This is a genomic window from Paenibacillus sp. J31P190 (assembly GCF_059692075.1).
Genome location: NZ_JCAUAS010000015.1, coordinates 130,292 through 152,539, shown reverse-complemented (window position 1 = coordinate 152,539; position 22,248 = coordinate 130,292). Strand labels below are relative to the sequence as shown.

Annotated in this window: 30 protein-coding genes and 1 riboswitch; of the genes, 29 read left to right on the top strand and 1 reads right to left on the bottom strand. The window is 42.9% G+C overall.

Going from position 1 to position 22,248, the window contains the following annotated elements:
* Positions 1–56 precede the first annotated feature (56 nt).
* The 16 genes from AC58U0_RS24070 (at position 57) to AC58U0_RS23995 (ending at position 9,804) form a co-directional block, all read left to right on the top strand.
* Complete coding sequence (locus tag AC58U0_RS24070; protein WP_497381473.1) at positions 57–644, top strand: hypothetical protein; 588 nt, start codon at positions 57–59, stop codon at positions 642–644.
* 115 nt (positions 645–759) lie between these two features.
* Positions 760–1,287: a GNAT family N-acetyltransferase gene (locus AC58U0_RS24065; protein ID WP_497381472.1), complete on the top strand. Its 528-nt coding sequence runs from the start codon at positions 760–762 to the stop codon at positions 1,285–1,287.
* A gap of 599 nt (positions 1,288–1,886) precedes the next feature.
* The gene (locus AC58U0_RS24060) at positions 1,887–2,243 is read left to right on the top strand and encodes a hypothetical protein (protein ID WP_497381471.1); all 357 of its coding nucleotides are present in this window, start codon (positions 1,887–1,889) and stop codon (positions 2,241–2,243) included.
* A gap of 71 nt (positions 2,244–2,314) precedes the next feature.
* Complete coding sequence (locus AC58U0_RS24055) at positions 2,315–2,731, top strand: Rrf2 family transcriptional regulator (protein WP_497381470.1); 417 nt, start codon at positions 2,315–2,317, stop codon at positions 2,729–2,731.
* 107 nt (positions 2,732–2,838) lie between these two features.
* Positions 2,839–3,705, top strand: a complete 867-nt coding sequence (locus AC58U0_RS24050; protein ID WP_497381469.1) for an SDR family oxidoreductase — start codon at positions 2,839–2,841, stop codon at positions 3,703–3,705.
* 256 nt (positions 3,706–3,961) lie between these two features.
* On the top strand, positions 3,962–4,180 hold the full coding sequence (locus AC58U0_RS24045) for a hypothetical protein (RefSeq protein WP_057301411.1): 219 nt from the start codon (positions 3,962–3,964) through the stop codon (positions 4,178–4,180).
* A gap of 105 nt (positions 4,181–4,285) precedes the next feature.
* Positions 4,286–5,104, top strand: coding sequence for a uroporphyrinogen-III synthase (locus tag AC58U0_RS24040; protein ID WP_497381468.1), 819 nt, complete (start codon positions 4,286–4,288; stop codon positions 5,102–5,104).
* 2 nt (positions 5,105–5,106) lie between these two features.
* Positions 5,107–5,292, top strand: a complete 186-nt coding sequence (locus AC58U0_RS24035; RefSeq protein ID WP_497381467.1) for a hypothetical protein — start codon at positions 5,107–5,109, stop codon at positions 5,290–5,292.
* Positions 5,252–5,512: a hypothetical protein gene (locus tag AC58U0_RS24030; protein ID WP_497381466.1), complete on the top strand. Its 261-nt coding sequence runs from the start codon at positions 5,252–5,254 to the stop codon at positions 5,510–5,512. The genes AC58U0_RS24035 and AC58U0_RS24030 overlap by 41 nt, the downstream gene beginning before the upstream one ends.
* Positions 5,513–5,529: 17 nt before the next feature.
* Positions 5,530–5,904: a Rid family detoxifying hydrolase gene (locus tag AC58U0_RS24025; RefSeq protein WP_057301409.1), complete on the top strand. Its 375-nt coding sequence runs from the start codon at positions 5,530–5,532 to the stop codon at positions 5,902–5,904.
* A gap of 316 nt (positions 5,905–6,220) precedes the next feature.
* Entirely contained in the window at positions 6,221–6,778 is a 558-nt protein-coding gene (locus AC58U0_RS24020; protein WP_497381465.1) for a MarR family winged helix-turn-helix transcriptional regulator, read from the top strand.
* A gap of 48 nt (positions 6,779–6,826) precedes the next feature.
* Positions 6,827–8,002, top strand: a complete 1,176-nt coding sequence (locus AC58U0_RS24015) for an ArsA family ATPase (RefSeq protein ID WP_497381464.1) — start codon at positions 6,827–6,829, stop codon at positions 8,000–8,002.
* 21 nt (positions 8,003–8,023) lie between these two features.
* On the top strand, positions 8,024–8,269 hold the full coding sequence (locus AC58U0_RS24010; protein ID WP_497381463.1) for a hypothetical protein: 246 nt from the start codon (positions 8,024–8,026) through the stop codon (positions 8,267–8,269).
* 54 nt (positions 8,270–8,323) lie between these two features.
* On the top strand, positions 8,324–8,677 hold the full coding sequence (locus AC58U0_RS24005; RefSeq protein ID WP_497381462.1) for a DUF6463 family protein: 354 nt from the start codon (positions 8,324–8,326) through the stop codon (positions 8,675–8,677).
* Between the two features lie 83 nt (positions 8,678–8,760).
* Positions 8,761–9,306 (top strand): DinB family protein, encoded by a 546-nt coding sequence (locus AC58U0_RS24000; RefSeq protein ID WP_497381513.1) that lies wholly within the window; start codon positions 8,761–8,763, stop codon positions 9,304–9,306.
* Between the two features lie 216 nt (positions 9,307–9,522).
* Positions 9,523–9,804: a late competence development ComFB family protein gene (locus AC58U0_RS23995; protein ID WP_497381461.1), complete on the top strand. Its 282-nt coding sequence runs from the start codon at positions 9,523–9,525 to the stop codon at positions 9,802–9,804.
* Positions 9,805–9,901: 97 nt separating this feature from the next.
* Here AC58U0_RS23995 and AC58U0_RS23990 read toward each other — a convergent pair whose 3' ends face one another.
* Positions 9,902–10,249: a VOC family protein gene (locus tag AC58U0_RS23990; RefSeq protein ID WP_497381460.1), complete on the bottom strand. Its 348-nt coding sequence runs from the start codon at positions 10,247–10,249 to the stop codon at positions 9,902–9,904.
* 207 nt (positions 10,250–10,456) lie between these two features.
* Between AC58U0_RS23990 and AC58U0_RS23985 the strand changes: the two genes are divergently transcribed.
* From AC58U0_RS23985 to AC58U0_RS23925, 13 genes are all read left to right on the top strand, one after another.
* Positions 10,457–11,827: an ABC transporter substrate-binding protein gene (locus tag AC58U0_RS23985; protein WP_497381459.1), complete on the top strand. Its 1,371-nt coding sequence runs from the start codon at positions 10,457–10,459 to the stop codon at positions 11,825–11,827.
* A 64-nt stretch (positions 11,828–11,891) separates the two neighbouring features.
* Complete coding sequence (locus tag AC58U0_RS23980; protein ID WP_497381458.1) at positions 11,892–12,773, top strand: carbohydrate ABC transporter permease; 882 nt, start codon at positions 11,892–11,894, stop codon at positions 12,771–12,773.
* Positions 12,774–13,604, top strand: a complete 831-nt coding sequence (locus tag AC58U0_RS23975) for a carbohydrate ABC transporter permease (protein ID WP_497381457.1) — start codon at positions 12,774–12,776, stop codon at positions 13,602–13,604. It abuts the gene before it with no gap.
* A gap of 17 nt (positions 13,605–13,621) precedes the next feature.
* Positions 13,622–14,812 (top strand): trans-sulfuration enzyme family protein, encoded by a 1,191-nt coding sequence (locus tag AC58U0_RS23970; RefSeq protein ID WP_497381456.1) that lies wholly within the window; start codon positions 13,622–13,624, stop codon positions 14,810–14,812.
* Positions 14,778–15,965: a GntR family transcriptional regulator gene (locus AC58U0_RS23965; RefSeq protein ID WP_497381455.1), complete on the top strand. Its 1,188-nt coding sequence runs from the start codon at positions 14,778–14,780 to the stop codon at positions 15,963–15,965. The genes AC58U0_RS23970 and AC58U0_RS23965 overlap by 35 nt, the downstream gene beginning before the upstream one ends.
* 30 nt (positions 15,966–15,995) lie before the next feature.
* A complete protein-coding gene (locus AC58U0_RS23960; RefSeq protein ID WP_497381454.1) occupies positions 15,996–16,250 on the top strand; it encodes a hypothetical protein in 255 nt (84 codons plus the stop codon).
* Between the two features lie 9 nt (positions 16,251–16,259).
* Positions 16,260–16,778, top strand: a complete 519-nt coding sequence (locus tag AC58U0_RS23955) for a phytanoyl-CoA dioxygenase family protein (protein ID WP_497381512.1) — start codon at positions 16,260–16,262, stop codon at positions 16,776–16,778.
* 221 nt (positions 16,779–16,999) lie between these two features.
* Positions 17,000–17,758, top strand: a complete 759-nt coding sequence (locus tag AC58U0_RS23950; RefSeq protein WP_497381453.1) for a class I SAM-dependent methyltransferase — start codon at positions 17,000–17,002, stop codon at positions 17,756–17,758.
* An 80-nt stretch (positions 17,759–17,838) separates the two neighbouring features.
* Complete coding sequence (locus tag AC58U0_RS23945) at positions 17,839–18,477, top strand: ThuA domain-containing protein (RefSeq protein ID WP_497381452.1); 639 nt, start codon at positions 17,839–17,841, stop codon at positions 18,475–18,477.
* Between the two features lie 56 nt (positions 18,478–18,533).
* The gene (locus tag AC58U0_RS23940) at positions 18,534–19,724 is read left to right on the top strand and encodes an alanyl-tRNA editing protein (protein WP_497381451.1); all 1,191 of its coding nucleotides are present in this window, start codon (positions 18,534–18,536) and stop codon (positions 19,722–19,724) included.
* Positions 19,725–19,894: 170 nt separating this feature from the next.
* A riboswitch (cyclic di-GMP riboswitch) is annotated at positions 19,895–19,975 on the top strand.
* Between the two features lie 116 nt (positions 19,976–20,091).
* Positions 20,092–20,175, top strand: coding sequence for a putative holin-like toxin (locus AC58U0_RS23935; protein ID WP_367618672.1), 84 nt, complete (start codon positions 20,092–20,094; stop codon positions 20,173–20,175).
* Between the two features lie 245 nt (positions 20,176–20,420).
* On the top strand, positions 20,421–21,383 hold the full coding sequence (locus AC58U0_RS23930) for a S8 family peptidase (protein WP_497381450.1): 963 nt from the start codon (positions 20,421–20,423) through the stop codon (positions 21,381–21,383).
* On the top strand, positions 21,380–22,177 hold the full coding sequence (locus AC58U0_RS23925) for an endonuclease I family protein (protein ID WP_497381449.1): 798 nt from the start codon (positions 21,380–21,382) through the stop codon (positions 22,175–22,177). The genes AC58U0_RS23930 and AC58U0_RS23925 overlap by 4 nt, the downstream gene beginning before the upstream one ends.
* The last annotated feature ends 71 nt before the right edge of the window (positions 22,178–22,248 follow it).

The following is a 22,248-nucleotide window of genomic DNA, read 5'->3' as shown; positions in this document are numbered from 1 at the left end:
ACCGTGTAATCTAAATAGCAGAGCAGCACATATTTGATTTTGGAGGATGAGGTAAAATGAATGAGAAGCAAATCATCAAATGGTTAGGCATGATCTGTATCCTAGCGGGGATTACACGAATGGGAATGACACCAGCTTCAATTATTTGGGGGACAGACAGCACGCAAGAGCTGACAACGGGCTTGATTGCTTGTATTTTAATGTCAGTCGGGACGATCGTCACCTATATGGTACAATCGCGTGAAACGGGAGTCACCGGATTCATTACGACACTGTTTATCATTGTGGGGAACATTTTAACGACTGCGATGCTGTGGTCCCAATTTACAGCAGGCGGGGCGGAAGCGGTCATGCCAGAGAGTACATTAGTTAATATCTCTAGAATGTTTGGCATGTTTGGTTTCATGGGCGGCACCTTGTTATTCGTGATCTTGACTTTCCGAGCTAAAGTGTTTCCGCGCTGGGTTCCCGGATTATTCTTGCTTATGATTCTCTCCATGGTCATTCCAGTGGCAGATAATAAATGGTTTGCGTTCTTCTGGGGATTAACTTATGTGGGGATGGGCTACTGCATCTGGGCAAATAAATTAAACACATCAGCTGTGAAAACAGTGAATCGTGCTGCTGATGTTGTGAATACGTAAATGGTTTAGTCCGATAGCTGTAGGGCCTCCATTAGAGGACTATGGCTTTTTTCAATTTCTGGTACAATGAAAGAGAACTAATTATGACATGATTTCCTTACTAGGAGTGAGAATGATGCTAAATCAAACGAACGATTCACAGGTGCGGATCGAGCCATGGGCAGAGTCGGATCTTGCACTGCTGTATCGCATGAATGCACCTGAGATGTTGGAGCACTTGGGTGGTCCGGAGACGGAGGAACAAATTCTGGCGCGCCACAAACGTTACGTCGAGATTGGAGGAAAGGGGAATGGCCGGATGTTCAGCATCGTCCTGCTTCCGGAATTAGAAAAGGTCGGCAACATCGGGTACTGGGAACGTGTATGGCAGGAAGAGACCGTGTATGAAATCGGTTGGGGTGTTCTGCCGACTTACCAAGGCAGAGGTATAGCAAGCGCGGCAACTGCGGCGGCTGTTGCCAGTGCTAGAGCGGAACAGAAGCACAGGTACATTCACGCGTTCCCGTCGGTCGACAATCCCGCATCTAATGCCATTTGCCGGAAACTAGACTTCACGTTCAACGCCGAGTGCAGTTTCGAGTACCCTCCCGGGAGCTTTATAAGATGCAACGACTGGAGATTGGACCTTACTGCTGCAACATAGGATGTAGCACCTAGAGAACTACATACAATAATGAAGAATTAACAGCGGGGCGTAAACTCTTTTATAAAATGAATGTGTATAATTTGATTCCAGATCAACCATAATACTTATGACGGTGAAACAAGAGAGGTGTGGTTCCGTTGTACATTCAACGAGATAAATACCAGGGAAGTTGTTTTTGAATCCGTATAGAAGCGAGGAGATGTGCCGCAAACACTTAGTGTAGTACTTGTACTGCAATAATGGATGAGGTATAGACCAAGCCAAGTAAGGATCAAGGCATAAGTACCATCAATCAATTCACCGTCAAGAAGAACTCCGAAAGGAGTTCTTTTTCTACTGATTAAGCTATTCCATGGAATTAGCGGACCAGAATGTCATCAATTTTTGGAAGAAAGATCTCATGAAGGATTCAAAGATAAATGAGTATAAATGCATTGAACATTAAATTTTGGGCTGTGCCTTAAGGTCAATGACCCTAGGGGCAGCTCGTTTTTATTTAAATTAATTATAAAATAAGTGAACGATTTTTCATACTCAGTCGTACTATAGGTGTTTCCACAAGAAAATCCAAATGATATAAAGCGGAGGTAATATAAATGGCTAGAACAATTGAATTTGCAAATGATGCACTTATTCTTCATCTCTCGGGATTGACAAGTGCTGCTGCTCTGAAACAACGTGTTGAAATTCCGTATTCGGATATAATGGATGTTTCGATAGATGACTTTAAATTATCCATGTTTCAATTTAGAGTAGGTACGTCAATCGCTGATATTAGAGAAGGACGTTTTCTGATCGGAGATAAATGGTGTTTCATTTCCTATGAGAATCATAAGGATGTCGTCATCCTTGAATTAAATAATCATCAGTTTGGAAAAGTTGTTTTTCAAATTGAGAATCCACTGGAAATCAAAGAACTTATTTTGGAACATAGAACGAACAAAACGATTTAATTGAAATAACAGCAACCTTGACTTTGAAACTGGTTAGAACTATACTGGTTACAACGAGTAGGTGATGATGAATGAAACAGATTAGCAGTCGCTTTTCGATAGCTGTTCATATCCTGTCGTTAATAGCGACAATTCCGACGGAATGTACAGGTGATTTCATAGCTAGCAGCGTGAATACGAATCCTGTCATCATTCGCAAAATTATTGGGATGCTGAAGAAGGCAGGACTCGTTGAAGTACGTGCTGGAGTTGGCGGAACTTCGCTGTGTAAGGATACAGATCAAATTACATTACTTGATGTATACCGGGCAGTGGAAGTGATCGAGAATGGGGAATTGTTTAATTTCCACAACCATCCTAACCCCAATTGTACGGTAGGGAGAAATATTGAATCAGCCCTTCGTGCAGAAATGCGTGATGCTCAAAACGCGATGGAACAAAAATTGTCAAACGTTTCCTTGCAACAGCTGATATCTAATTTTAAATAAAAATAGCTCTTAAATGAGCTAATTTTTATAAATTAGTTGTAACTAAAATAGTTATAACTAAAGTGATTCTAACTCTTTATTAAATAATCCGATGGAGGTTTTTACAAATGAAAATTCTAGTAACTGGTGCTACAGGACAATTAGGATCAAAAGTGGTGGAGGCTTTACTTGCATCCGTACCAGCTGAAAGATTGGCTGTTAGCGTAAGAGATACGGAGAAAGCAACCGAATTAAGTTCTCGGGGAGTTGAAGTACGCCATGGTGATTTTGATGATCCAGCATCTCTTGATAAAGCGTTCGCTGGTGTTGACCGCCTGCTTATCGTTTCGACGCAAGGGGATAACGAAACTCGAATTCGTCAACATTTAGCTGCTGTATCCGCGGCTGAGCGCGCTGGGGTTGGTTTCATCGCGTATACTAGTGCCACAAACGCAGAGGAAAGCTCTCTCTTTCTCGTGCCAGTGCATCGTGCAACAGAGCAAGCGATTCGCAAAACGGGAATTCCATACTCATTCCTGCGTAATAACTGGTACATTGAGAATGAGATTGGAACGATACAAGGGGTATTGGCGGGTGCACCGCTCGTGACTTCTGCAGGAGCCGGCAAGGTAGGGTGGGCTGCTCGCGGGGATTATGCACAAGCGGCTGCAAATGTGCTTGCAGGTAACGGACATGAGAATACCGTTTATGAGCTATCAGGCACACTGATCACACATGAAGAACTCGCGGCGGTTCTGTCTAAGGTCCTTGATCGTGAGGTTCCAATTCAGCAAGTTGACGATGAGACTTACGGTAAAATCATGGTCGGCGCAGGGGTTCCTGAGCAAGTCGTTCCCATTCTTGTTGCTATCCAAAGCGCGATTAGAGATGGCGTTCTAGAACTAAAGAGCAATGATCTTCAGACACTTCTTGGTCGCCCGGTTACACCACTGAGCAAGGCGATTGAAGAGCTTGTGAGCGGAATGAAGTCATAAAGCAAGTATAATCACAAAAAGCCGCAGTCTTTTATAGACAGCGGCTTTTTGTGATTATTTAACTTCGAACAAGTTCATTCAAGCTATAATGATATTATCATGGTTCATAAGTAGTTCCTCCATAAATAGAAAATAACGAGCTAGTTTCATAAATTGGATGGTATAAATAGCACGAAAGTGGTTGATGAATTTAAAATCGAATTCCTATATAATTTTCACCGAAGGATCCATTTTACTATGAAAAGGTGGTTATTTTATGAATATGTATATCTATTTCGGGATATTTTCAATCATATTATTATTTGGTTTAGTCGTTACCTTTATGATTGGTTTTTCTCGTAAGAATCGTGAAGGCGATCAATCCTATTTCCAAAAAACAGAGGTGAAATGGGTTCGGCTTACATCTTTTTATGTGATTTCAATTGCTGCAGGATTATTAGCCTTGCTAGCGTATATTCGGTATTCGATCGGATAAAAATGACCACGTCTTCGCTGCATAATGCGAAGCGTGGTCATTTTAAAATGTCTTGAAAACAATTACTATTAAAGGGATGGCATTCAGAGGGGGATTCATAGAAAAATGGAAAAGTTGAACAATAAGAAAATCGTTATTGCGGGCTCAAGAAAAACAGAGGAAATGAGCCTATTAATTGAGAAGCAGGGAGGTATCCCTGTCATTCGTCCTTTGCAAGGCCTTTTATATTTTGATGAATCGGCGATAGAACAAGAATTATTGTTTTGCGTGAATAATAAGATTGATTGGTTTGTTCTTACAACAGGGACAGGAACAGATACGCTGCTTGGTGCTGCAGAACGGTTAGGAATTCATTCAACCTTGATTCAAAAAATGAAAGAAGCGAAGGTAGCGGCACGCGGATATAAGACGTATGCTTTGCTTAAGAAATTGGGTATAAAACCTGAAGTTGTCGATGAGGATGGAACGACGCAAGGGTTAATTCAAAGTATGGACTCTTGCGATTTCGCAGGCAAAACAGTAGTTGTCCAGTTACATGGTGAACCACAGCCCAATTTGATCCAATTCTTAGAGAATCGAGGGGCGAATGTTATTCAACTGCTGCCTTATCGGCATGTAGAACCGGAATCATCCACTTTGGAGACGTTGTGTCATGAGCTTTCAACGAAATCGATAGATGCTGTTTGTTTTACTACCGCGGTGCAGGTGCGATATCTGTTTGAATACGCGAAACGTCAAGGCATCGCAGATACAGTTCGTGAATCGTTCAATACACGAGTACATGCAGTAGCGGTAGGCAAAGTAACGGAAGAGGCATTGAGAGAAGAAAGACTGGACCAAGTCATAGTACCTGAAAGCGAACGGATGGGGGCCATGGTTATTGAATTAGTGAAGTATTATTCGACCTTGAGGATGGAGGTATGAGCTTGGGGATAGAGTGGTATGACATGATTGCCAGGAAAAATGGTGGGTATAAAAGTACTGCCATTTATACAGTTGAAGGTATTTCTGCGGAGGAGATTTTTGAACAGAGATTAACGAGCATGCTGCCAACATTTAATTCCGTCTTAGATGCAGGCTGCGGTCACGGGGAATTTACTAGGAAGAGTTAATGGATTTATTAATATTGAAATTGAAGAGTTTCAGGGCGCCATCTATTATTTTCCCAATGAGAGGGAATTTGCTAAGTTTTTAACGGATACACCCGGCAACCCGGATTATACTGCTCCAACAATGAGTAACGAGCTTCAACAAAAGGTCAAAGAAAATTTAATTAATGGAAATATCGGTTTTAGAGAGTATAAATATATTTGGAAAGCTGCTAAACCATAACTGTTTGGAGGTATACCATGAAAGAAGTTATTTTTACAGAGAAAGCACAAAACCCAGGGGGAATGCCCTATTCTCAGGCAATTAAAGCAGGTAATACGGTATACGTAGCTGGACAAGGACCTTTTGATCCTGAAACTGGTAGGGTAGTAGGAAGTACTTTGGATGAACAAGCGAGAAGGGCATTAGAAAACCTGAAAGCAATTTTAGAAGAATCGGGCGCTGCGTTGAAAGATGTTGTTAAAGTAACTGTCTTCCTTGGAGAAGGAGCAGGCTTCGATGAATTTAATTTGATTTACAAAGACTACTTTTCTAAACCATACCCAGCACGAACCATAGGACCATCAAATATGGGTTTTATGGTTCAGATTGATGCTATAGCTGTGATTGAATAGTACTTGTTGTTCTAGAAGCAATTATTTTTGGGATCGTGCAGTTATTGTTATTACTGTTTATTAACTATCTTAGGAAATCAAGAAAAGCTGACAATAGAAGATTTTGATTCTGGAACCGCTTAATTTCTTAAACAGGAATTGAGCGTTTTTTTGAGTTTTTCAAATCTCCTTCCGATAATTGTGCATCAAGAACTCATATATAATCGAGCAAGCAGTACGCCTATTTTTCCCTTTATTATAAAACCTATATTCGAAAAGACACCAACGGGCAGGACGCTATGTCAACATGCTTTTTTAGAAATTCCAGCATGAACAGTTGACATTACTACGATTACGTAGTAATTTAACGGTAGGAATTAATTACGATATCGTAGTTTATGGTAAGAAGAAAGGAATGTTCATGCAGCAGCTGTTTGAGCTTATTTTCAAAAATGGACTTCGTCCACTTAGTATGTTTCCTGATACGACCTACCTGGAACTGCAGCTCACGAGTTCTGATTTCTCCACATTGTTGTTGCTGAAATTTCATGGGCAGCTGACAATGTCCCAAATGGCAGATCACTTGGGTGCGCCTCTTAGTACGGCGACCAGTATTGCCAAGCGGCTTGTTCGAAAAGGCTACATCTATAGAGAGAAATCGCAGCAGGATCAGCGAATCATTGTTAATCGATTGACGGAAGACGGGGAACTGATTGCCGAAGAGGCGCTGGGTACGATGAATGTCATGTTTGGGCGTATTGAAAATGCCTTGACGGCTGAGGAGCTTCAGCAATTCATTCATCTCTCGTTAAAAGTGGCTAAAGCTTTGCAGCAGAACGCAGATCCTGCTGGACCTTCGAAATCGACGCAGACGAGAACGATTGAAATTGATTAAATTTTTTTGTGAAATTACTACGAAATCGTACTATTGGAGGTGCTAAGCTTGCGCATTATTATTTACACAGGTAAAGGCGGAGTGGGAAAAACCAGTATCGCCGCAGCAACGGCTTACCAAATGGCTGCCGAAGGAAAACGAACAATCGTGATAAGTACGGATGCTGCCCACAGCTTATCGGATTCGCTCGGTATTCCGCTGCAGCACGAACCCATTTTAATTCATGAGCGTTTGTGGGCTCAAGAAATCGATAGCTTAAAGGAAACACAGCGGTATTGGGGAAGTGTTCGCAATTGGTTCTCGAACTTTATGCAGTGGGCCAACCTGGATGATATCGGATCTGAAGAGCTTATGGTGTTTCCAGGCTTTGAAGAACTATTTAGTCTTTTGCGAATTAAAGAGCATGCCGAAAGTGGATTGTATGATGCAATCATTGTGGATTGTGCACCGACCGGAGAAACACTTCGTTTGCTAAGCTATCCCCAGCTCCTTCGATGGTGGGTGCGAAATATATTTCCTTACGAGCGTAAAATTCTCAAGCTGGCACGCCCGATTCTGAAAGTGACCAAGGGCTTGGAACTGCCCAACGACGATGTTATGGACAGCTTCAGTCAAGTTGTCGATCAATTGGAAAAACTGCAGCAGGTAATCGCTGATCCCGAAATTACTAGCATTCGCCTTGTTGTTAATCCGGAAAAAATGGTTATTTCCGAAGCGCGGAGAGCTTTTACAAACCTCAACTTATACGGGTTTCACACCGATGCGGTCATTGTAAATAAAGTTCTTTCCGAGGAAGCATCTGAAGGGTACTTCGCGCAGTGGAAACAAATTCAAAACAAGTACGAAGAAGAAATTGTCCAATGCTTTAATCCTCTACCGATCTTGAAAGTACCTCTGATGCCGCTTGAGGTTGTTGGTAAGGAGATGCTTGAGCGCGTTGCAGCAGCGGCTTTCCACGAACGGGAATGCGGAGCGATTCTACACAGAGGAATCATAGAGGAAGTGAAGAAAACAGAAACAGGATATGAGCTCCGCATCTCGCTGCCTTTTACCGAAAAGAAACAACTCCAATTAAACCAAAAAGGCGATGAATTGACACTGCAGGTGGGCAGCTACAGACGTATTGTTGCACTGCCGAGGGTCTTGCTGGGGCGACAGGTGGAGGCTGCACGTCTTGCAGACGGCATACTTAACATACATTTTGGTCCGAACGAACAATCGTAAATAGAAAGGAGGAGATGATTCATGAGCATCCGCACAAACATGCAGGATCTAGAAAACATTGCGCACCTCTTCGAGGATATTAAAAACATCGCTGTGGCAAGACTCGTTCCAGAGGCAGCAAGAGCACATTTTCGTCAAGCGGAAAAAGAAGCCCTATTAGGAGTCAAATCTCTGCTTGATGCGGCTATTGTCCGGTTAGAAGAAGATGATTCCATGAAACAAGTGAGCGAAAGTAATCATTTGAAACAGATTCCAGTTGAGGATTAGAGCTATGTCTACATTAGATATTTTTATAACAACGGAACGCTAAGGAGGTGCAGCATGGCCAATCAGAAGCACAGCGGATGGATGATGGAGTGGACATCTTATCTTCATAATGTAGTCGGTTTGATTATATTTTGGAAACCGCTCAGTGAGATGGTGAAAGCGGGGGTATGGAATTCCGTTGGTCATTCCTTCGACAGGATGGCAGCTATCTGGTTTTTATTATTTGGTGTGTTAATGTGGTTTATTGGACGAATGTTGCGTTGGATGACCAAAGAGAAAAGCATTGCAATCCCCCGCTTTGTAGGCTGGCATATACTCATTTTGTCTGTTGTTGGGGCAATAATAATGCCTATATCGGGCTTCTGGGTCGCCATTCCGCAAGGAATTTATCTCATACGAAAATCTTAAAACGCATAAACGCTACTGACATACAGTTGTCAGTAGTGTTTGGTATACTTAAGGTACAAGAATCGAGAGGAGCTAATCATATGATGAAAACAGCCGAAATTTTGAAACGAATTGAAGTACTCACGTACAAATACCTGGAGGAATTACATCCGCTGAGCATAGAGCAACTGAAGCATCAACCAAATGATAATGAGTGGTCGCTTGGACAGTTGTACCTCCATCTCATCAAAACAGCAATCTATATGCAGATTGGCAATATTGAGAAATGCCGAAGTCAGAGTGCAGATGAAATTGATACTGTAGGAGAAAAAACGGAAGCGGGAGCAGCCATTTTTGTGCTAGGCGGTTTTCCACCTGAACGCATTAGGGTTCCAGCTTCTCCTCAATATACACCCGAGCAGCCAGATAGTAAGCAGCAGATCATTGATGGCATGCATACGGTGCTCCAAAGAATGAAAGAAATCGAACTTTTACTTGAAGACATATCTCCGAAATGTACCTCTTTGCATCCAAGATTAGGCGCGCTTAACGCGAAAGAATGGTTTGCACTCATTGAGATGCATTATCGCCATCATCTTCTTCAGTTAGAGCGATTGAAAGCATTCATAAACAGCACGGAAACCGTATAACATCATAAAAACGAGGGTGCTTCTTATAAGCTTCCTCGTTTTTTATTTTGAAAAAAGATGAATTTTAATAAGGGTTCCATTTATGACAACCTAACACTTACTAAACATATTCATGATTGAATAGGTACAAGAGACTTTAGTTAAAGGTTGATGATTTACGGATAGCGTCAATCGTTTTTGAGCGATAAATGCCGGTACAGAGGGGTCTGAACACGTATGGGGTTAGTTAATGCAGTAGAAGCAATCGTTAGCAATTTATATGAAGAGTTTCAAAAAAGCTATGAGATCAAATGCGGATGTCAGCATTGCAAAGAGGATACTCTTGCTCTAGTTTTAAATCGCATCCCTCCCAAATACACGTCGAGTGAAAAAGGCCAGCTGTATATCAAAACCCTCTATTTAAATCCACAACTGCAATCCGATGTCATGAGAGAGCTCATGCGGGCTGCACTTGTTGTTGAACATAACCAAAACCATGTTGTTAATGAAGGGGTATAAGAAATTAAAAAAAACGCTGATGACATGTAACTGTCATTAGCGTTTTTTTTATTTATTGGCGCACCCGTTTGCTCAATAGCAAATGAATGACAACTCGTTATTTCTCCCAAAGCTCGACCAGTCGACCTTCAGGATCTTCAATCCAAATAAACTTTCCATATTCACTAATCTCTTTTTTCTTTGCAAGAGGTACACCAATATGTTCAAGATGCTTAATAGTCTCGTTTAGATTATGTACTTCGAAATTTAACATCACTTGTTGTTCTGTTGGGAAATAACTGTCATTCTCGGTAAAGAAAGAAAAGATAGTCTCATTTCCTAATTGTGGTTTTATCACAGTCCCATTCCAATTTTCTATTTCAATCTGCAACACTTCACTGTACCATTTTTTTATAACTTCAAGATTCTTAGTTCTCCAAAATATTCCTCCGAAACCTTTTATCATCGTATCTAACTCCTGTCTGTCATCCATTTTTTAGCTATCCGAATACTTTGTCCCTATATTAATTATATAAGGGAAACAGTGAGGTTTCAATTATCAACAGTTACCTTTAACACAGCCTATTTATTAAACAAAGCAGCAGCAATAAGACATATCTATTTAATTAAGACAATATAGTTGAATATGACTAAATTGAGGAGGGCGTCAGATATGGGGGCAGCTGTGGTCAAAGGATGGACAACGTTGTTTGCCGGCGTTATGTTATTAGGTACTTTAGCAGGATGTAGTGGGAGTGGTAGCTCCGAGAATACGGCAACTCCAAGCGGAAATACGGCAGCGCCAAGTGAGAGTGTAAAGAGCACCGAGCCACCAGCCAAACAAGTAACGCTTCATATGATTGAAAGTTTAACGAGCCCGGAACGCACCAAACTGCTTCAAGATGCCATAGCTCGGTTTCAAAAGGACAATCCGAACATCAAAGTGGAGCTCATATCCCCGCCATTTGATCAAGCGGACAACAAAATTAGAACAATGCTTGCCGCCAAGCAAGAGCTCGATATTCTCGAGGTACGGGATCTGAACATTGCCGAGTACGTGAATAATGGTTATTTGGAACCATTGGATACCTATGCATCGAGTTGGGCGGATAGTAAAACTCTCTCTGGTACGTCCAAAGTTGTAGGCTCGAATAACGGCAAACTTTATTTTATCGCGAATGCTCTATATCAAAGACAAATGTTTTATCGAAAAGATTGGTTCGACGCCAAGGGGCTTACTGCACCGAAGACGTGGGAAGAACTGGTCGATTCTGCCAAGAAACTGACGGATCCGAAGCAAAATCGGTACGGTTTCTCATTCCGCGGCGGTCCGGGAGCTAACGGCAACTTCGACCATATGATTTACGATTATAACGACAAAGTGATGAATCTCGACGATGCGCCATTTACGAAAGACGGCAAGTCGGTGTACAGCACACCCGAAGCTAAGCAGGCTTTGGAGCTGTACAAGAAGCTTTATAAAGACGCATCGCCGCCAGATTCGATCAACTGGGGATTCCAGGATCAAGTTCAAGCTTTTACATCTGGGGTAACCGGCATTTTACTCCAGGATCCAGACGTTATCAAGGTACTTCAGGATAAAATGGACCCCAAAACATTAGAAACGGCAGCGATGCCACTTGGCCCTAACGGCAAATCGCTGGTCAGTACAGGAGCTGCAGGATGGGGCGTAACTGCGAATTCCAAAAGTAAGAACGAAGCGTGGAAATTGATTTCTTATCTCTCGAGCCCCAAAGAAAATACGGAATTTTCTAAGCAAATTGGCACGATACCGATTCATACATCGGCGACAGCTGATGCGTTCTTCCAAACAGGCCCTTACAAGACGCTGCTAGATATGACTGCAAAAGCAGATGTTTTCGTCAACTTTACACCGCCTTTCAAATATCCAGGCAACGGGAGCTGGGGAGAACTGAGCATGAAAGGGCAGCAATCGTATTTGCTCGACAAGAAATCGACAGACGATACGCTGAAGGAATGGGATAAATTTTGGTTAGATCAGAAAGCGGGAATGAAAAAATAAAAGAAGTAGTTGAAAGCGGCGGGCGGTCATCGCTTGCCGCTTTTTCTTACCGGGGGGTGTTCATGTGAGTTCTCGGCAAAAATTCATTCTCTCCAGCTTGCTGCCCGCACTGCTGCTTGTATTGATTTTTACATACTATCCCTTCTTCAAGGGAGTGGTGATGGCTTTTCAAAATTACAAGCTGTTCAATCTGAACCAGGTTCATTTTGTCGGCATGCAAAACTTCGTCGATGCGTTTCGTGACCATCAATTTCTTGCGGCACTAAAAAACAGCGCCTACTGGGTGTTTTTCTCCCTAATTCTGCAATTTCTATTAGGGTTCATCCTGGCATTGTTCCTGAACAAGAAATTCTGGGGACGAGGCGTATACCAAGCCTTTATTTTTTATCCATGGGCATTATCGGGATTTCTGATCGGCCTTATTTGGAAATGGCTGTTTAACTCACAAATTGGCGTCATCAACGATCTTTTATTGCGTTTTGGTATGATTGAAGATCGGATCGGATTCTTGTCGGATCCCAAATGGGCGATGTCCTCCGTAATTGTCGCTAACGTATGGTACGGGATCGCCTTTTTTACCATCATGCTGCTGGCCGCATTGCAATCTATACCTTCGGAGCTGTATGAAGCCGCAAGTATTGATGGAGCGAACGGTTATCGAAAGCTGCTTTATGTGACGATTCCGTACATCATGCCGACCATCATCGCCACAACGCTGCTGCGGGTCATTTGGATCTTCAACGATCCTACGCTCATTTACGGCATGACGAATGGCGGACCGGGAGGGGCGACCCACATTTTATCCTCCTTGATGCTCAATAAAATAATTTATGACGGAGATTATGGGGCTGCATCGGCTGTCGGGGTTATTATGATCGTCATGTTATTTTTGTACACTTTGTTTTATTTGATGGTAACTAAGTCGGAGAAAGTAGGTGACTTCTAAATGAAACGAAATTATGGGTATCGGTTCATCAAAGTTGCCTTTCTTTCCGTATACTTACTTGTTATGGTATTTCCGTTATACTGGATCGTCGTCACCTCGTTAAAGCCGCAGAAGGAAATATTCAGTTATCCCGTTCATTACTGGCCCGAGCAATTCACGCTTCAAAATTACGTCAACATCTTCAAAGTGTCTAAGTTTAACGTATATATTGCCAACAGCCTTCTCGTCTCGATTTCCTCTGCTCTCATCGTAATTGTAATTGCTATTTGCAGCGCTTATGTACTCGCGCGATTCCGGTTTCGCGGCCACAAACAAATCATGCTTGGATTCTTCATCACGCAGATGCTTCCTGGATTCATTGCTCTAGCTCCGCTTTACATGATGATGTCAAACTTGCATCTGCTTAATCAGCGAATCTCATTAATCCTCATGTATACGGTCATCTTGATCCCATTCTCCACGATTATGCTGCGAGGCTTTTTCCAGCGAATTCCTGCCAATCTAGAGGAAGCGGCAATGATCGATGGCTGTTCCCAGCTGTCTGCCCTCATGCGAGTCATTATCCCGATCATGATGCCGGGCATTTCCTCCATGTTCATATTTGCTTTCGTCCAGAACTGGAACGAGCTTTTCTTGGCCGTCATGTTTATCGATAACGAATCGTTAAAGACACTGCCGGTAGCGATGAATTCTTTTATCCTCAAATTTAATGTGGATTGGGGCTCTATGTCCGCCGGAACTGTGCTGTCTGTACTTCCGACGATACTTTTGTTTGCTCTAGCGCAGCGATTTATTGTAGAAGGTCTAACCCAAGGGGCGGTGAAAGGGTAGTGAGCGCAAAGGAGAAGATGTACTCCATAGTGGCGCATGATGAGCACGATGATCGTCATCACGGCGCCATCAGTGTTCCCATTTATCAGACGAGTTTATTTTCGTTCGATACGTACGAGCAATTCAATTTGGCAAGACGCGATGAGCAAGAAAACTTCGTGTATTCCAGAGGCAATAATCCGACGGTGAGGTACCTGGAGGACAAGCTCGCCCAGCTGGAGCAAGGGGAGAGGGCCAAGTGTTTTTCATCCGGAATGGCAGCAATTTCGGCAGCGATTATGTCTATTGTCAAACAAGGTGACCACGTCATTTGCACCCATCAGGCCTATGGACCGACACGGGAATTTCTAGGCGTCTACTTGAAAAAGTTTGGGGTCGAAACGACCTTTGTTGATGGCAGCTCATTGGAAAACTGGAAACGTGCGGTTCAGCCGAATACCAAACTGCTGTATTTGGAGAGCCCGACTAGCATGATGTTCCAGCTGCAAGATATACGAAGTTGTGCGGCGCTGGCACAAAGCATAGGAGCAGAAACGATTCTCGACAATTCGTGGGCGACACCTTGTCATCAAAACCCGCTCACGATGGGGGTTAGCCTCGTCGTCCATTCCATTACGAAATATATTTCTGGGCATAGCGACTGTGTAGGAGGCGTTGTGGTCGGCTCCCATCCATTCATGGACCCGCTGATGTCAACGGAATATATGTTGTTCGGCGGCATTATGACGCCACAGACAGCGGGATTGGTTACGCGGGGGCTGCGTACGCTGCCAATGCGGATGCAGCGGCATGAAACGAGTGGGCTGAAGGTCGCCGAATATTTAGGCAGGCAGCATAATGTCCGGAAGGTTAACCATCCTGGGTTAACAAGCCACCCTCAGCATGAGCTAGCTCGTATGCAAATGTCAGGGTACAGCAGTTTATTTTCGTTCGAATCCGATGAGCCGGTTTTCAAATTAAGGGCTTGGGCGGACCGTCTGCACTATTTTCGGATTGGAGCCAGCTGGGGTGGTTTCGAGAGTTTAATCAATGTAAATGCCTTCACTAACAATGATCAACAAACAGGTTCGCTTGTTCGACTCTATATAGGTTCTGAGGATCCGGACGATTTAATTCGGGATATGGAAGAAGCATGGCGATGTGTCACACAGAGCCCTTCTGAGGGGGAGATATATGAGCAGAATGCGGGTATCAGCCAGGACGGATGAACGACAACCGCTATACTTGCAGATTCAAGAGCATTTTAAACAGTTGATCCAATTAGGAGCAATGGAGGATAACGACAAATTTCCAACGGAAAAAGCGCTGATGGAGCAATTCGGTGTCAGTCGGATGACGGTTTCTAATGCGCTTACGCAGCTGGCGAAAGACGGATGGATTTACCGGATACCGGGGAGAGGAAGCTTCGTTAGTCCAGAATACCGCGCGAAAGCAGATGAGAGCCTGGAGAACAATCAGCTTGACGTTACGGATGTGAAAGAGCATATTGAGCGTGCTTCATCCCGCAAAATGATCGGCTTCGTTCTCCCCTTATTGGAGGATTTCTTTGCAATTCGACTATTAAAGGGAATCAATTCCGTGCTCCAGAACACCGATTATTATGTGTCGATTGTGTTAACTCACAATAGCAAGGAGCGGGAAAAGGAAGCGATTCAAGAGCTGATGAAGAATGGTGCCGTCGGACTTATTATTTTTCCGATTGATGCGGAAACGTACAATGAAGAAATATTGATACTGAAACTGCGGAAATTTCCTTTCGTGCTCATTGATCGCTACTTGCCAGGATTTGAAACCCATTGTGTCTGTTCGGATAATTGGATGAGCGCTCAATTGGCGGTCAACCATCTGTGGGAGCTAGGCCATCGAAACATTGCTATTTGCTCTGATATTTCGATTAATACAGTGACCGTCGATGAGCGGATTCGCGGTTATATGGAAGCACTGAAACAAAAAGGCTCGATGATTAACCCGGCTTTAATTGTGACGGATTTTCAAGTGATGGATTTGATCCCCACAGAAAAGCACCCGTTATATCATTATCTCAAATATCGCACAGCAACCGCGTTCATTACATTGAATTTGAAGTTGGGCTTGAATATTAGTAGTATTGCCAAAAAAATGGGAATAAATGTACCGCGCGACCTCTCTATTTTAACGTATGATAATCCCTCATCAGAGATAGAAGGGAACCCTACCTTTACTCATATAGACCAACATGAGCAGGAAATTGGCGTTAAATCGGCGGAGCTTCTGCTTATACTGCTGAATAACCAGGAGAGTGTGACAGAGCCAGCTAAAGTGATCGTAAAGTCAGCCTTAGTAGTAGGAGATTCCACTGAAGCGTGTTCTGCAAAGGAATAAGCATTTGTTTAAAAAAGGAGGAGCTTTACTATGAATCCTATTTCTAATCCAGGAGAATTTACGGAGCTCGATCGGTTTATGTTTGAATCATGGGGCTATCTGATTATTCCTAATGTACTCTCAGAAGATGAGGTGAAGGAAAGCCTGGAAGCATCCATCCGCTTACACGAGTCAGCCGATTCAAAAGGTTGGGCACAGGTGGGAAAAGGCTATGAAACGGAAGCCGCTTTGGAGCGATTGATTGATCATCCCGCAATATTGCCTAAAGTTAGGGCGCTTTACTGAGATCGCTTCATTTTACAGTCAGCATGGTGTACCAAACAGCCGGCTTTCGGCGGGGTGGGGGGATGGCATCAGGATGGATCAGGAGCCTACGAATTTAGTAAACTCGGATATCCGATTCCTTTGATTCAGCTACGAGCTTCTTTCTTATTGACGGACCAATCCTTTCCTAGAACGGGGAATATGGAGATGATCCCAGGAAGCCATAGAAGCCAAGCGCAGCTTCCGGATGCGATTAGATCAGCCAAAGATGATGTGCCAATTGGTCATGTCATCTGTGCTCCGGCGGGATCGGTATTATTTTTTCATAATGCCGTTTGGCATCGGACTTTCGCTCATGATGGTGATTACGACCGATATACCATGCACTATATCTATAGTCCGCCATGGGTTCGATGCTCAGATCGTTTCGAGAATAATCAAGAGTTCTTAGACCGCACAACGTCAACACGCCGTTATTTAATGGGGCAATTTGCAAGACCGGATGCTCCCTTCGGAGCTAGTTATCCTGCCGAATTCGAGAATAGTTGAAGTTGATAAAAAGGTTGAATGGCCGCGAATTTAGCGGTCGTTTTTTGTGTTGTAAAGCCATGTATTTGTTATGGACTTTTGCCAAATAATTGAATATGATAGAGGTGTATATTGTGAAACGTTGTTTCATTAAGTGAAACAAAAGTCGTAGTTACTTAACTCAACAACAGTTGGCCGCTTTGTTTGTAGATGGATATTTTAACCGATGGGAGAGGTATGTGATGAATAATCATAAAGACCGTTTTTCAAATCGCGTTGATACCTATGTGAAATTCCGCCCGAGTTATCCGAAAGAGGCTATTGATTATTTGTACGACGTCGTTGGTCTGCGCGCAAAGGCAGTAGTTGCGGACATCGGCGCAGGAACAGGTATTTTTTCAAAGCTGCTCTTACAAAGAGGGAGCCAAGTTATCGCTGTTGAACCGAATCAAGCGATGCGGGAAGCCGCTGAGCAAATGTTAAGCGCAGATGCAAATTTTCGTACCGTGTCGGGGTCTGCTGAAGTGACTGGTCTGCCTGATAAGTCCGTCGACTTTATCGTGTGTGCCCAAGCGTTTCACTGGTTTGATCGCACGGCCGCACAAGCCGAATTCCATCGGATTCTAAAGCCGGGCGGGAAGGTGCTATTGATCTGGAACTCGCGTTTGGATCATGGCAATGCATTCAGAGAAGAGTACGACTTACTGCTCCGTACTTTCGGAAGCGATTACGAAAAAGTTACTCATAAAAATATTTCGCAGGAAACGCTGGCGTCTTTCTTCAAAAACGACAGTATGCAGGTTGAACGATTCGCAATTACTCAGGTTTTCGATTTTGAAGGTTTGAAGGGACGGTTGATGTCATCTTCCTACATTCCCGTACCTGAGCACCCCAATTTTGTGCCGATGATGACGGAACTGCAGAATATATTTGAACGGCATGAGCAGGATGGAAATGTGTTTTTCGACTATGAAACCGAGGTATATTGGGGAGAGGTTTAGTAAAACGCGATCACCAATACGGGGGAGGACGTTCAAATGTCGAACAGAAGGGTGAAACTAAAGGTGGGGAAGAAGAGCGCATGAGTGATAAAACGAATGTACTTTTGGTTGGTGACTACGCAGATGCCCCATGGCATCCATTGAAACCCGCCCAGGAGGAGCTTAGCGGGATTCTTGGCGAAGATTTTCTGATTACGAGTACGGAGGACTATAACTGTTTCACGGAATTGGCTCGGAAACAATTTCCACTTTGCATATCCTATACGGATTGCTGGAACCGTGATCTAACTCCGCAACAAACCGCAGGCCTGATTCAATTTGTTGCGAGTGGTGGCGGCTTACTTGTGATCCATAATGGCATTTCGGTTCAACGCAGCTACGAGCTGATTCAGATGATCGGTGCAAAGTTTACAAGCCACCCGCCTTACCAATCTCTGGATTATTACAAATCTGTTGAAGATCATCCATTGCTCGAGGGTGTCGAGGACTTCAGCATGGAGGAAGAGCCGTATATGTTCGATTTTGACCCTTTTACCAAGAAAACCGTTTTTCTAGAGTACGAATTTGATGGAAACAGGTATCCAGCAGCCTGGGAACAAGCCTACGGTCTGGGAAAAGTTATCTATTTACAACCCGGGCATCATGCTCCATCATTTAAACCGGAAGCTTACAGGCGTCTAGTGCTCAACAGCGCACGTTGGTTAAGCACTTGTAGTTAATATTAGCTAAATGATAAAAGCCTTTGTAATGGCTAGCAAGCAGAAAGGAATTCGTCATGTCCACAAAACTATATTACAATTCCGCTTATGTAACCGAATGGCAAACGGACATACACCAAACGCTTGAAAGAGAAGATGGGTATTATGTCATCCTGAAGGAGACAGCTTTTTACCCACACGGGGGCGGACAGCCCTGCGATGTTGGGCATATTAACGGGATTCCAGTGCTCGATGTGATCACTGAAGAAGATGAAGTACTGCATAAGTTGGAACGTTTGCCCGATGAGAGCAAGGTGACTTGCCAGCTCGATTGGACTAGAAGATTCGACCATATGCAGCAGCACAGTGGCCAGCATCTGCTCTCTGCGGTGTGCCGAGACCTCTATCAGGCCATGACGGTAAGCTTTCATTTGGGTAATGATTATGCCACCATCGATGTGGAACAGCCAGAACTGACGCTTAACCAGCTAACTTCAATCGAGAACGAAGTAAACCGGCAAATCTACCTGAACAACAGCATTGTTAGTTATTTTATTACCCAAGAAGAAGTAGCTCAACTGCAGCTAGTTAAACAGCCCAAAGTGACGGATCATATTCGAATTGTCGAGATAAAAGGCGTAGAATACAATGCTTGCGGTGGGACACATGTCTCATCAACGGGCGAAATTGGCATAATTAAGCTGCTAAAAGCAGAAAAACAAAAGGGGAACACTCGAATATACTTCTTATGCGGATATCGCGCCCTGAAGGAGTTTAATGAAAGTCAGCGGATATTGGGTGCTTTGTCATCCAAATTCAACACCGGTAAAGACGAGATTATCGACCGAATTGAGAAGTGGGAAAATGAACAGAAACAGCTGCAGGCTGAACTGGCTGCTCTCAAAGTGAAAAACAACGCTTATGTAACGCAGGAGCTGTTATCAAAGAGCGATGGCAAACTGATAGCAAGTGTTTTTGAAGACAAGACGCATAAAGATTTGCAAAGCTTGGCGGTGAAGCTAGCTTCGGAAAGTGAGACCCCAGTGCTGCTCGCTACTATTGCGGAGAACAAAGTTATTCTTGCTAACAACAGTAGTTCTCGCCTTTCTTGCGTTGCCTTCTTCAAAGAATATGTAGGTAGCTACAATGGGAAAGGCGGAGGTAGCGATATCATCGCGCAGGCGGGATTCCAGACTTGGGAGGAAGCCTTTGCTTTCTATGAGTTCACAAGACAGCAAGTTAATGAGAATTTAATGGCGGAGATGTAGCATACATTGCTTTCGAACTACTCGAATGACGATTTTCTGGGATCCGGTGTATTTCTTGATTAAGTTCGACAAATTCATTGAATGCACTTACAATCTATAATGTGTCTAACTCCCTATATTCTTATATAAAAATTAGGCATATAATAGATTTACAGTATATAGAAGTCTACCCACGATAATGGCAAAACCGTTTAAAGGCGGTGACGCAAAGCTAGAGGGGCTAAGGGAAACTATGCCAGCCAGCTATCACATGAGGGTAGGCTTTTTCTGTCCAAAATGACTCTTTGTAGATACTTTTGTTAGATACTAGGCCACCCGGATCTCCCTTTCGTCAGAAAGGAGGAGGGTAAAGGTGAAACCAGATGAAATGATAAAGTTGATTCTACAATTTGGGAGTTTCCTCTTGGCATTGTTAACTTTTATAGCCTTAATTATTGTTAGAATACACTAAAAAACCTACCCCTTCGCCGCTAAACGATCAGGTAGGTGTGTATGAACCATTAGCCCCAGGAGGTCCCAAAAGCCAATGTATCTAAAAAACAGGAGTGTTGGTAGCACTCTTGTTTTTTTTAGCAAAAACCAACTATAAGGTAAAAATGTTCTCCCAAATAATAGCATAGAGATAACCCGTCGATCAACATCAAATTTGAATGAATCAAGCTTTATTATTTTAATCCTAATTAGGAGGTAATTAAAATGGAGCGACAAGTGCATGTGATTCCGTTTCAAGTTCTTGAGAAGATTGAACAGGTCAATGAAATTCCAACAGGGGTGGAAATGATTCAAGCCCCCAAAATCTGGGATCAAGCCAAAGGGAAGGGAATAACGGTTGCCATACTGGATACCGGCTGTGATATCACTCACCCTGATCTAAAAGAACGTATTGTCGGCGGAATTAATTTTACGAATGATGATGAAGGCAAGACGGATGTATACAAAGATTATAACGGTCATGGAACGCATGTTGCTGGAACAATCGCTGCGACAAAAAATAATAATGGTGTTGTCGGTGTAGCGCCTGAAGCCAATCTGCTTATTATTAAAGTTCTTGATAAAAATGGTTCTGGTCAATACGATTGGATAATTAATGGCATTAACTATGCGATTGAACAAAAAGCGGATATTATCTCCATGTCCCTTGGAGGTCCAGAAAATCTTCCTGCGTTACACGAAGCTATTCAAAAAGCCGTAGCATCCAACATTGTTGTGATTTGTGCGGCAGGTAATGAAGGCGATGGTGTTGATTCGACAGATGAGTTTGACTACCCAGGATCTTATAACGAAGTCATAAGCGTAGGTGCAATTGACTTGGAGAGACACTCTTCCAATTTCTCTAATTCGAATAATGAAGTCGATCTAGTAGGCCCTGGAGAGAAAATTTTATCAACCTATTTAAACGGAACTTATGCAACATTAAGCGGAACTTCTATGGCAACTCCTCATGTCGCCGGAGCAATGGCGCTAATAAAGGTACTGGTGAATGCAAGTTTCGAGCGAAATCTCACAGAGCGTGAGCTTTATGCTCAATTAATAAAAAGAACCGTACCTCTAGGGAATTCTCCAAAGCTTGAAGGCAATGGGCTTGTCTATTTAAATGTAATGGACGAGCTATCCGAAGTATTTAATCCCAAATTTGTTGCTAAATTACTGAGCTTATGATGAATAGCCTTGAATTATTGACCGCAGAACGGGAGAAAGCAATTGCAGACTATTTGGCTTATAGCGTTAACCTCGTTTATTATGATGAGCACAAGGATAAAGAAATCCAACATATTTATTATCAAAATAGTTCATTTGAAAGAGACGGTATTTCTCATTTATTAGAAAAAACGCACCAGAATAAGCTGTTTTACTCTCCTTATCGTTATGTGTATCCATGGGTTGATATTCATGAGAATAAGAAACTTAAAAGCATTTATTCCGGGAGAGGGATGGATCCGCTCGTTGCCATTGAGGAAGATATTCAAATGCTTAAAAACGCCATAAGTGGAAACATAACTAGTTTATCTGCTGAAAATAGGTTGAATTGTGAACATGTTGTACCTCAATCATGGTTTGATAAGCAGGAACCGATGAGGGGAGATTTACATCATTTATTTGCTTGCGAACCCACATGCAATAGTCGCCGTGGAAACCATCCTTATTATGATTTTCTTGATTATGTTCCGGAAAGTCGTACTTTAGGAATAATGGAAGGCTGTGGAAAGTTAGAAGAAGGAAAGTTTGAGCCTGAATACGGGAAGGGAATTGTCGCAAGGGCTACTATGTATTTTATAACCAGATATCCAAACATAATAAATAAGAATTACGTTGATCTGCAGCTATTAATCGAGTGGCATCAGCAATTTCCGGTATCTCTTTATGAAAAGCACAGAAACTTGGCCATTTATGAATTGCAGGGGAACCGAAATCCGTTTATTGACTTTCCTCACTTAGGAGAAATATTTAAATAAGATATGCAAATAGTAGAGAATAAGAACAGTCTGAGAGTACAAACTATATTGGATATAACAGGAAAATGGAG

Excerpts from the sequence above, each read along its gene's own strand:
- AC58U0_RS24070 (WP_497381473.1), top strand. The coding sequence starts at position 57 with ATGAATGAGAAGCAAATCATCAAATGGTTAGGCATGATCTGTATCCTA.
- AC58U0_RS24065 (WP_497381472.1), top strand. The coding sequence starts at position 760 with ATGCTAAATCAAACGAACGATTCACAGGTGCGGATCGAGCCATGGGCA.
- AC58U0_RS24060 (WP_497381471.1), top strand. The coding sequence starts at position 1,887 with ATGGCTAGAACAATTGAATTTGCAAATGATGCACTTATTCTTCATCTC.
- AC58U0_RS24055 (WP_497381470.1), top strand. The coding sequence starts at position 2,315 with ATGAAACAGATTAGCAGTCGCTTTTCGATAGCTGTTCATATCCTGTCG.
- AC58U0_RS24050 (WP_497381469.1), top strand. The coding sequence starts at position 2,839 with ATGAAAATTCTAGTAACTGGTGCTACAGGACAATTAGGATCAAAAGTG.
- AC58U0_RS24045 (WP_057301411.1), top strand. The coding sequence starts at position 3,962 with ATGAATATGTATATCTATTTCGGGATATTTTCAATCATATTATTATTT.
- AC58U0_RS24040 (WP_497381468.1), top strand. The coding sequence starts at position 4,286 with ATGGAAAAGTTGAACAATAAGAAAATCGTTATTGCGGGCTCAAGAAAA.
- AC58U0_RS24030 (WP_497381466.1), top strand. The coding sequence starts at position 5,252 with ATGCAGGCTGCGGTCACGGGGAATTTACTAGGAAGAGTTAATGGATTT.
- AC58U0_RS24025 (WP_057301409.1), top strand. The coding sequence starts at position 5,530 with ATGAAAGAAGTTATTTTTACAGAGAAAGCACAAAACCCAGGGGGAATG.
- AC58U0_RS24010 (WP_497381463.1), top strand. The coding sequence starts at position 8,024 with ATGAGCATCCGCACAAACATGCAGGATCTAGAAAACATTGCGCACCTC.
- AC58U0_RS24005 (WP_497381462.1), top strand. The coding sequence starts at position 8,324 with ATGGCCAATCAGAAGCACAGCGGATGGATGATGGAGTGGACATCTTAT.
- AC58U0_RS24000 (WP_497381513.1), top strand. The coding sequence starts at position 8,761 with ATGAAAACAGCCGAAATTTTGAAACGAATTGAAGTACTCACGTACAAA.
- AC58U0_RS23995 (WP_497381461.1), top strand. The coding sequence starts at position 9,523 with ATGGGGTTAGTTAATGCAGTAGAAGCAATCGTTAGCAATTTATATGAA.
- AC58U0_RS23990 (WP_497381460.1), bottom strand. The coding sequence starts at position 10,249 with ATGATAAAAGGTTTCGGAGGAATATTTTGGAGAACTAAGAATCTTGAA.
- AC58U0_RS23985 (WP_497381459.1), top strand. The coding sequence starts at position 10,457 with ATGGGGGCAGCTGTGGTCAAAGGATGGACAACGTTGTTTGCCGGCGTT.
- AC58U0_RS23975 (WP_497381457.1), top strand. The coding sequence starts at position 12,774 with ATGAAACGAAATTATGGGTATCGGTTCATCAAAGTTGCCTTTCTTTCC.
- AC58U0_RS23970 (WP_497381456.1), top strand. The coding sequence starts at position 13,622 with ATGTACTCCATAGTGGCGCATGATGAGCACGATGATCGTCATCACGGC.
- AC58U0_RS23965 (WP_497381455.1), top strand. The coding sequence starts at position 14,778 with ATGAGCAGAATGCGGGTATCAGCCAGGACGGATGAACGACAACCGCTA.
- AC58U0_RS23960 (WP_497381454.1), top strand. The coding sequence starts at position 15,996 with ATGAATCCTATTTCTAATCCAGGAGAATTTACGGAGCTCGATCGGTTT.
- AC58U0_RS23950 (WP_497381453.1), top strand. The coding sequence starts at position 17,000 with ATGAATAATCATAAAGACCGTTTTTCAAATCGCGTTGATACCTATGTG.
- AC58U0_RS23945 (WP_497381452.1), top strand. The coding sequence starts at position 17,839 with ATGAGTGATAAAACGAATGTACTTTTGGTTGGTGACTACGCAGATGCC.
- AC58U0_RS23940 (WP_497381451.1), top strand. The coding sequence starts at position 18,534 with ATGTCCACAAAACTATATTACAATTCCGCTTATGTAACCGAATGGCAA.
- AC58U0_RS23935 (WP_367618672.1), top strand. The coding sequence starts at position 20,092 with ATGATAAAGTTGATTCTACAATTTGGGAGTTTCCTCTTGGCATTGTTA.
- AC58U0_RS23930 (WP_497381450.1), top strand. The coding sequence starts at position 20,421 with ATGGAGCGACAAGTGCATGTGATTCCGTTTCAAGTTCTTGAGAAGATT.
- AC58U0_RS23925 (WP_497381449.1), top strand. The coding sequence starts at position 21,380 with ATGATGAATAGCCTTGAATTATTGACCGCAGAACGGGAGAAAGCAATT.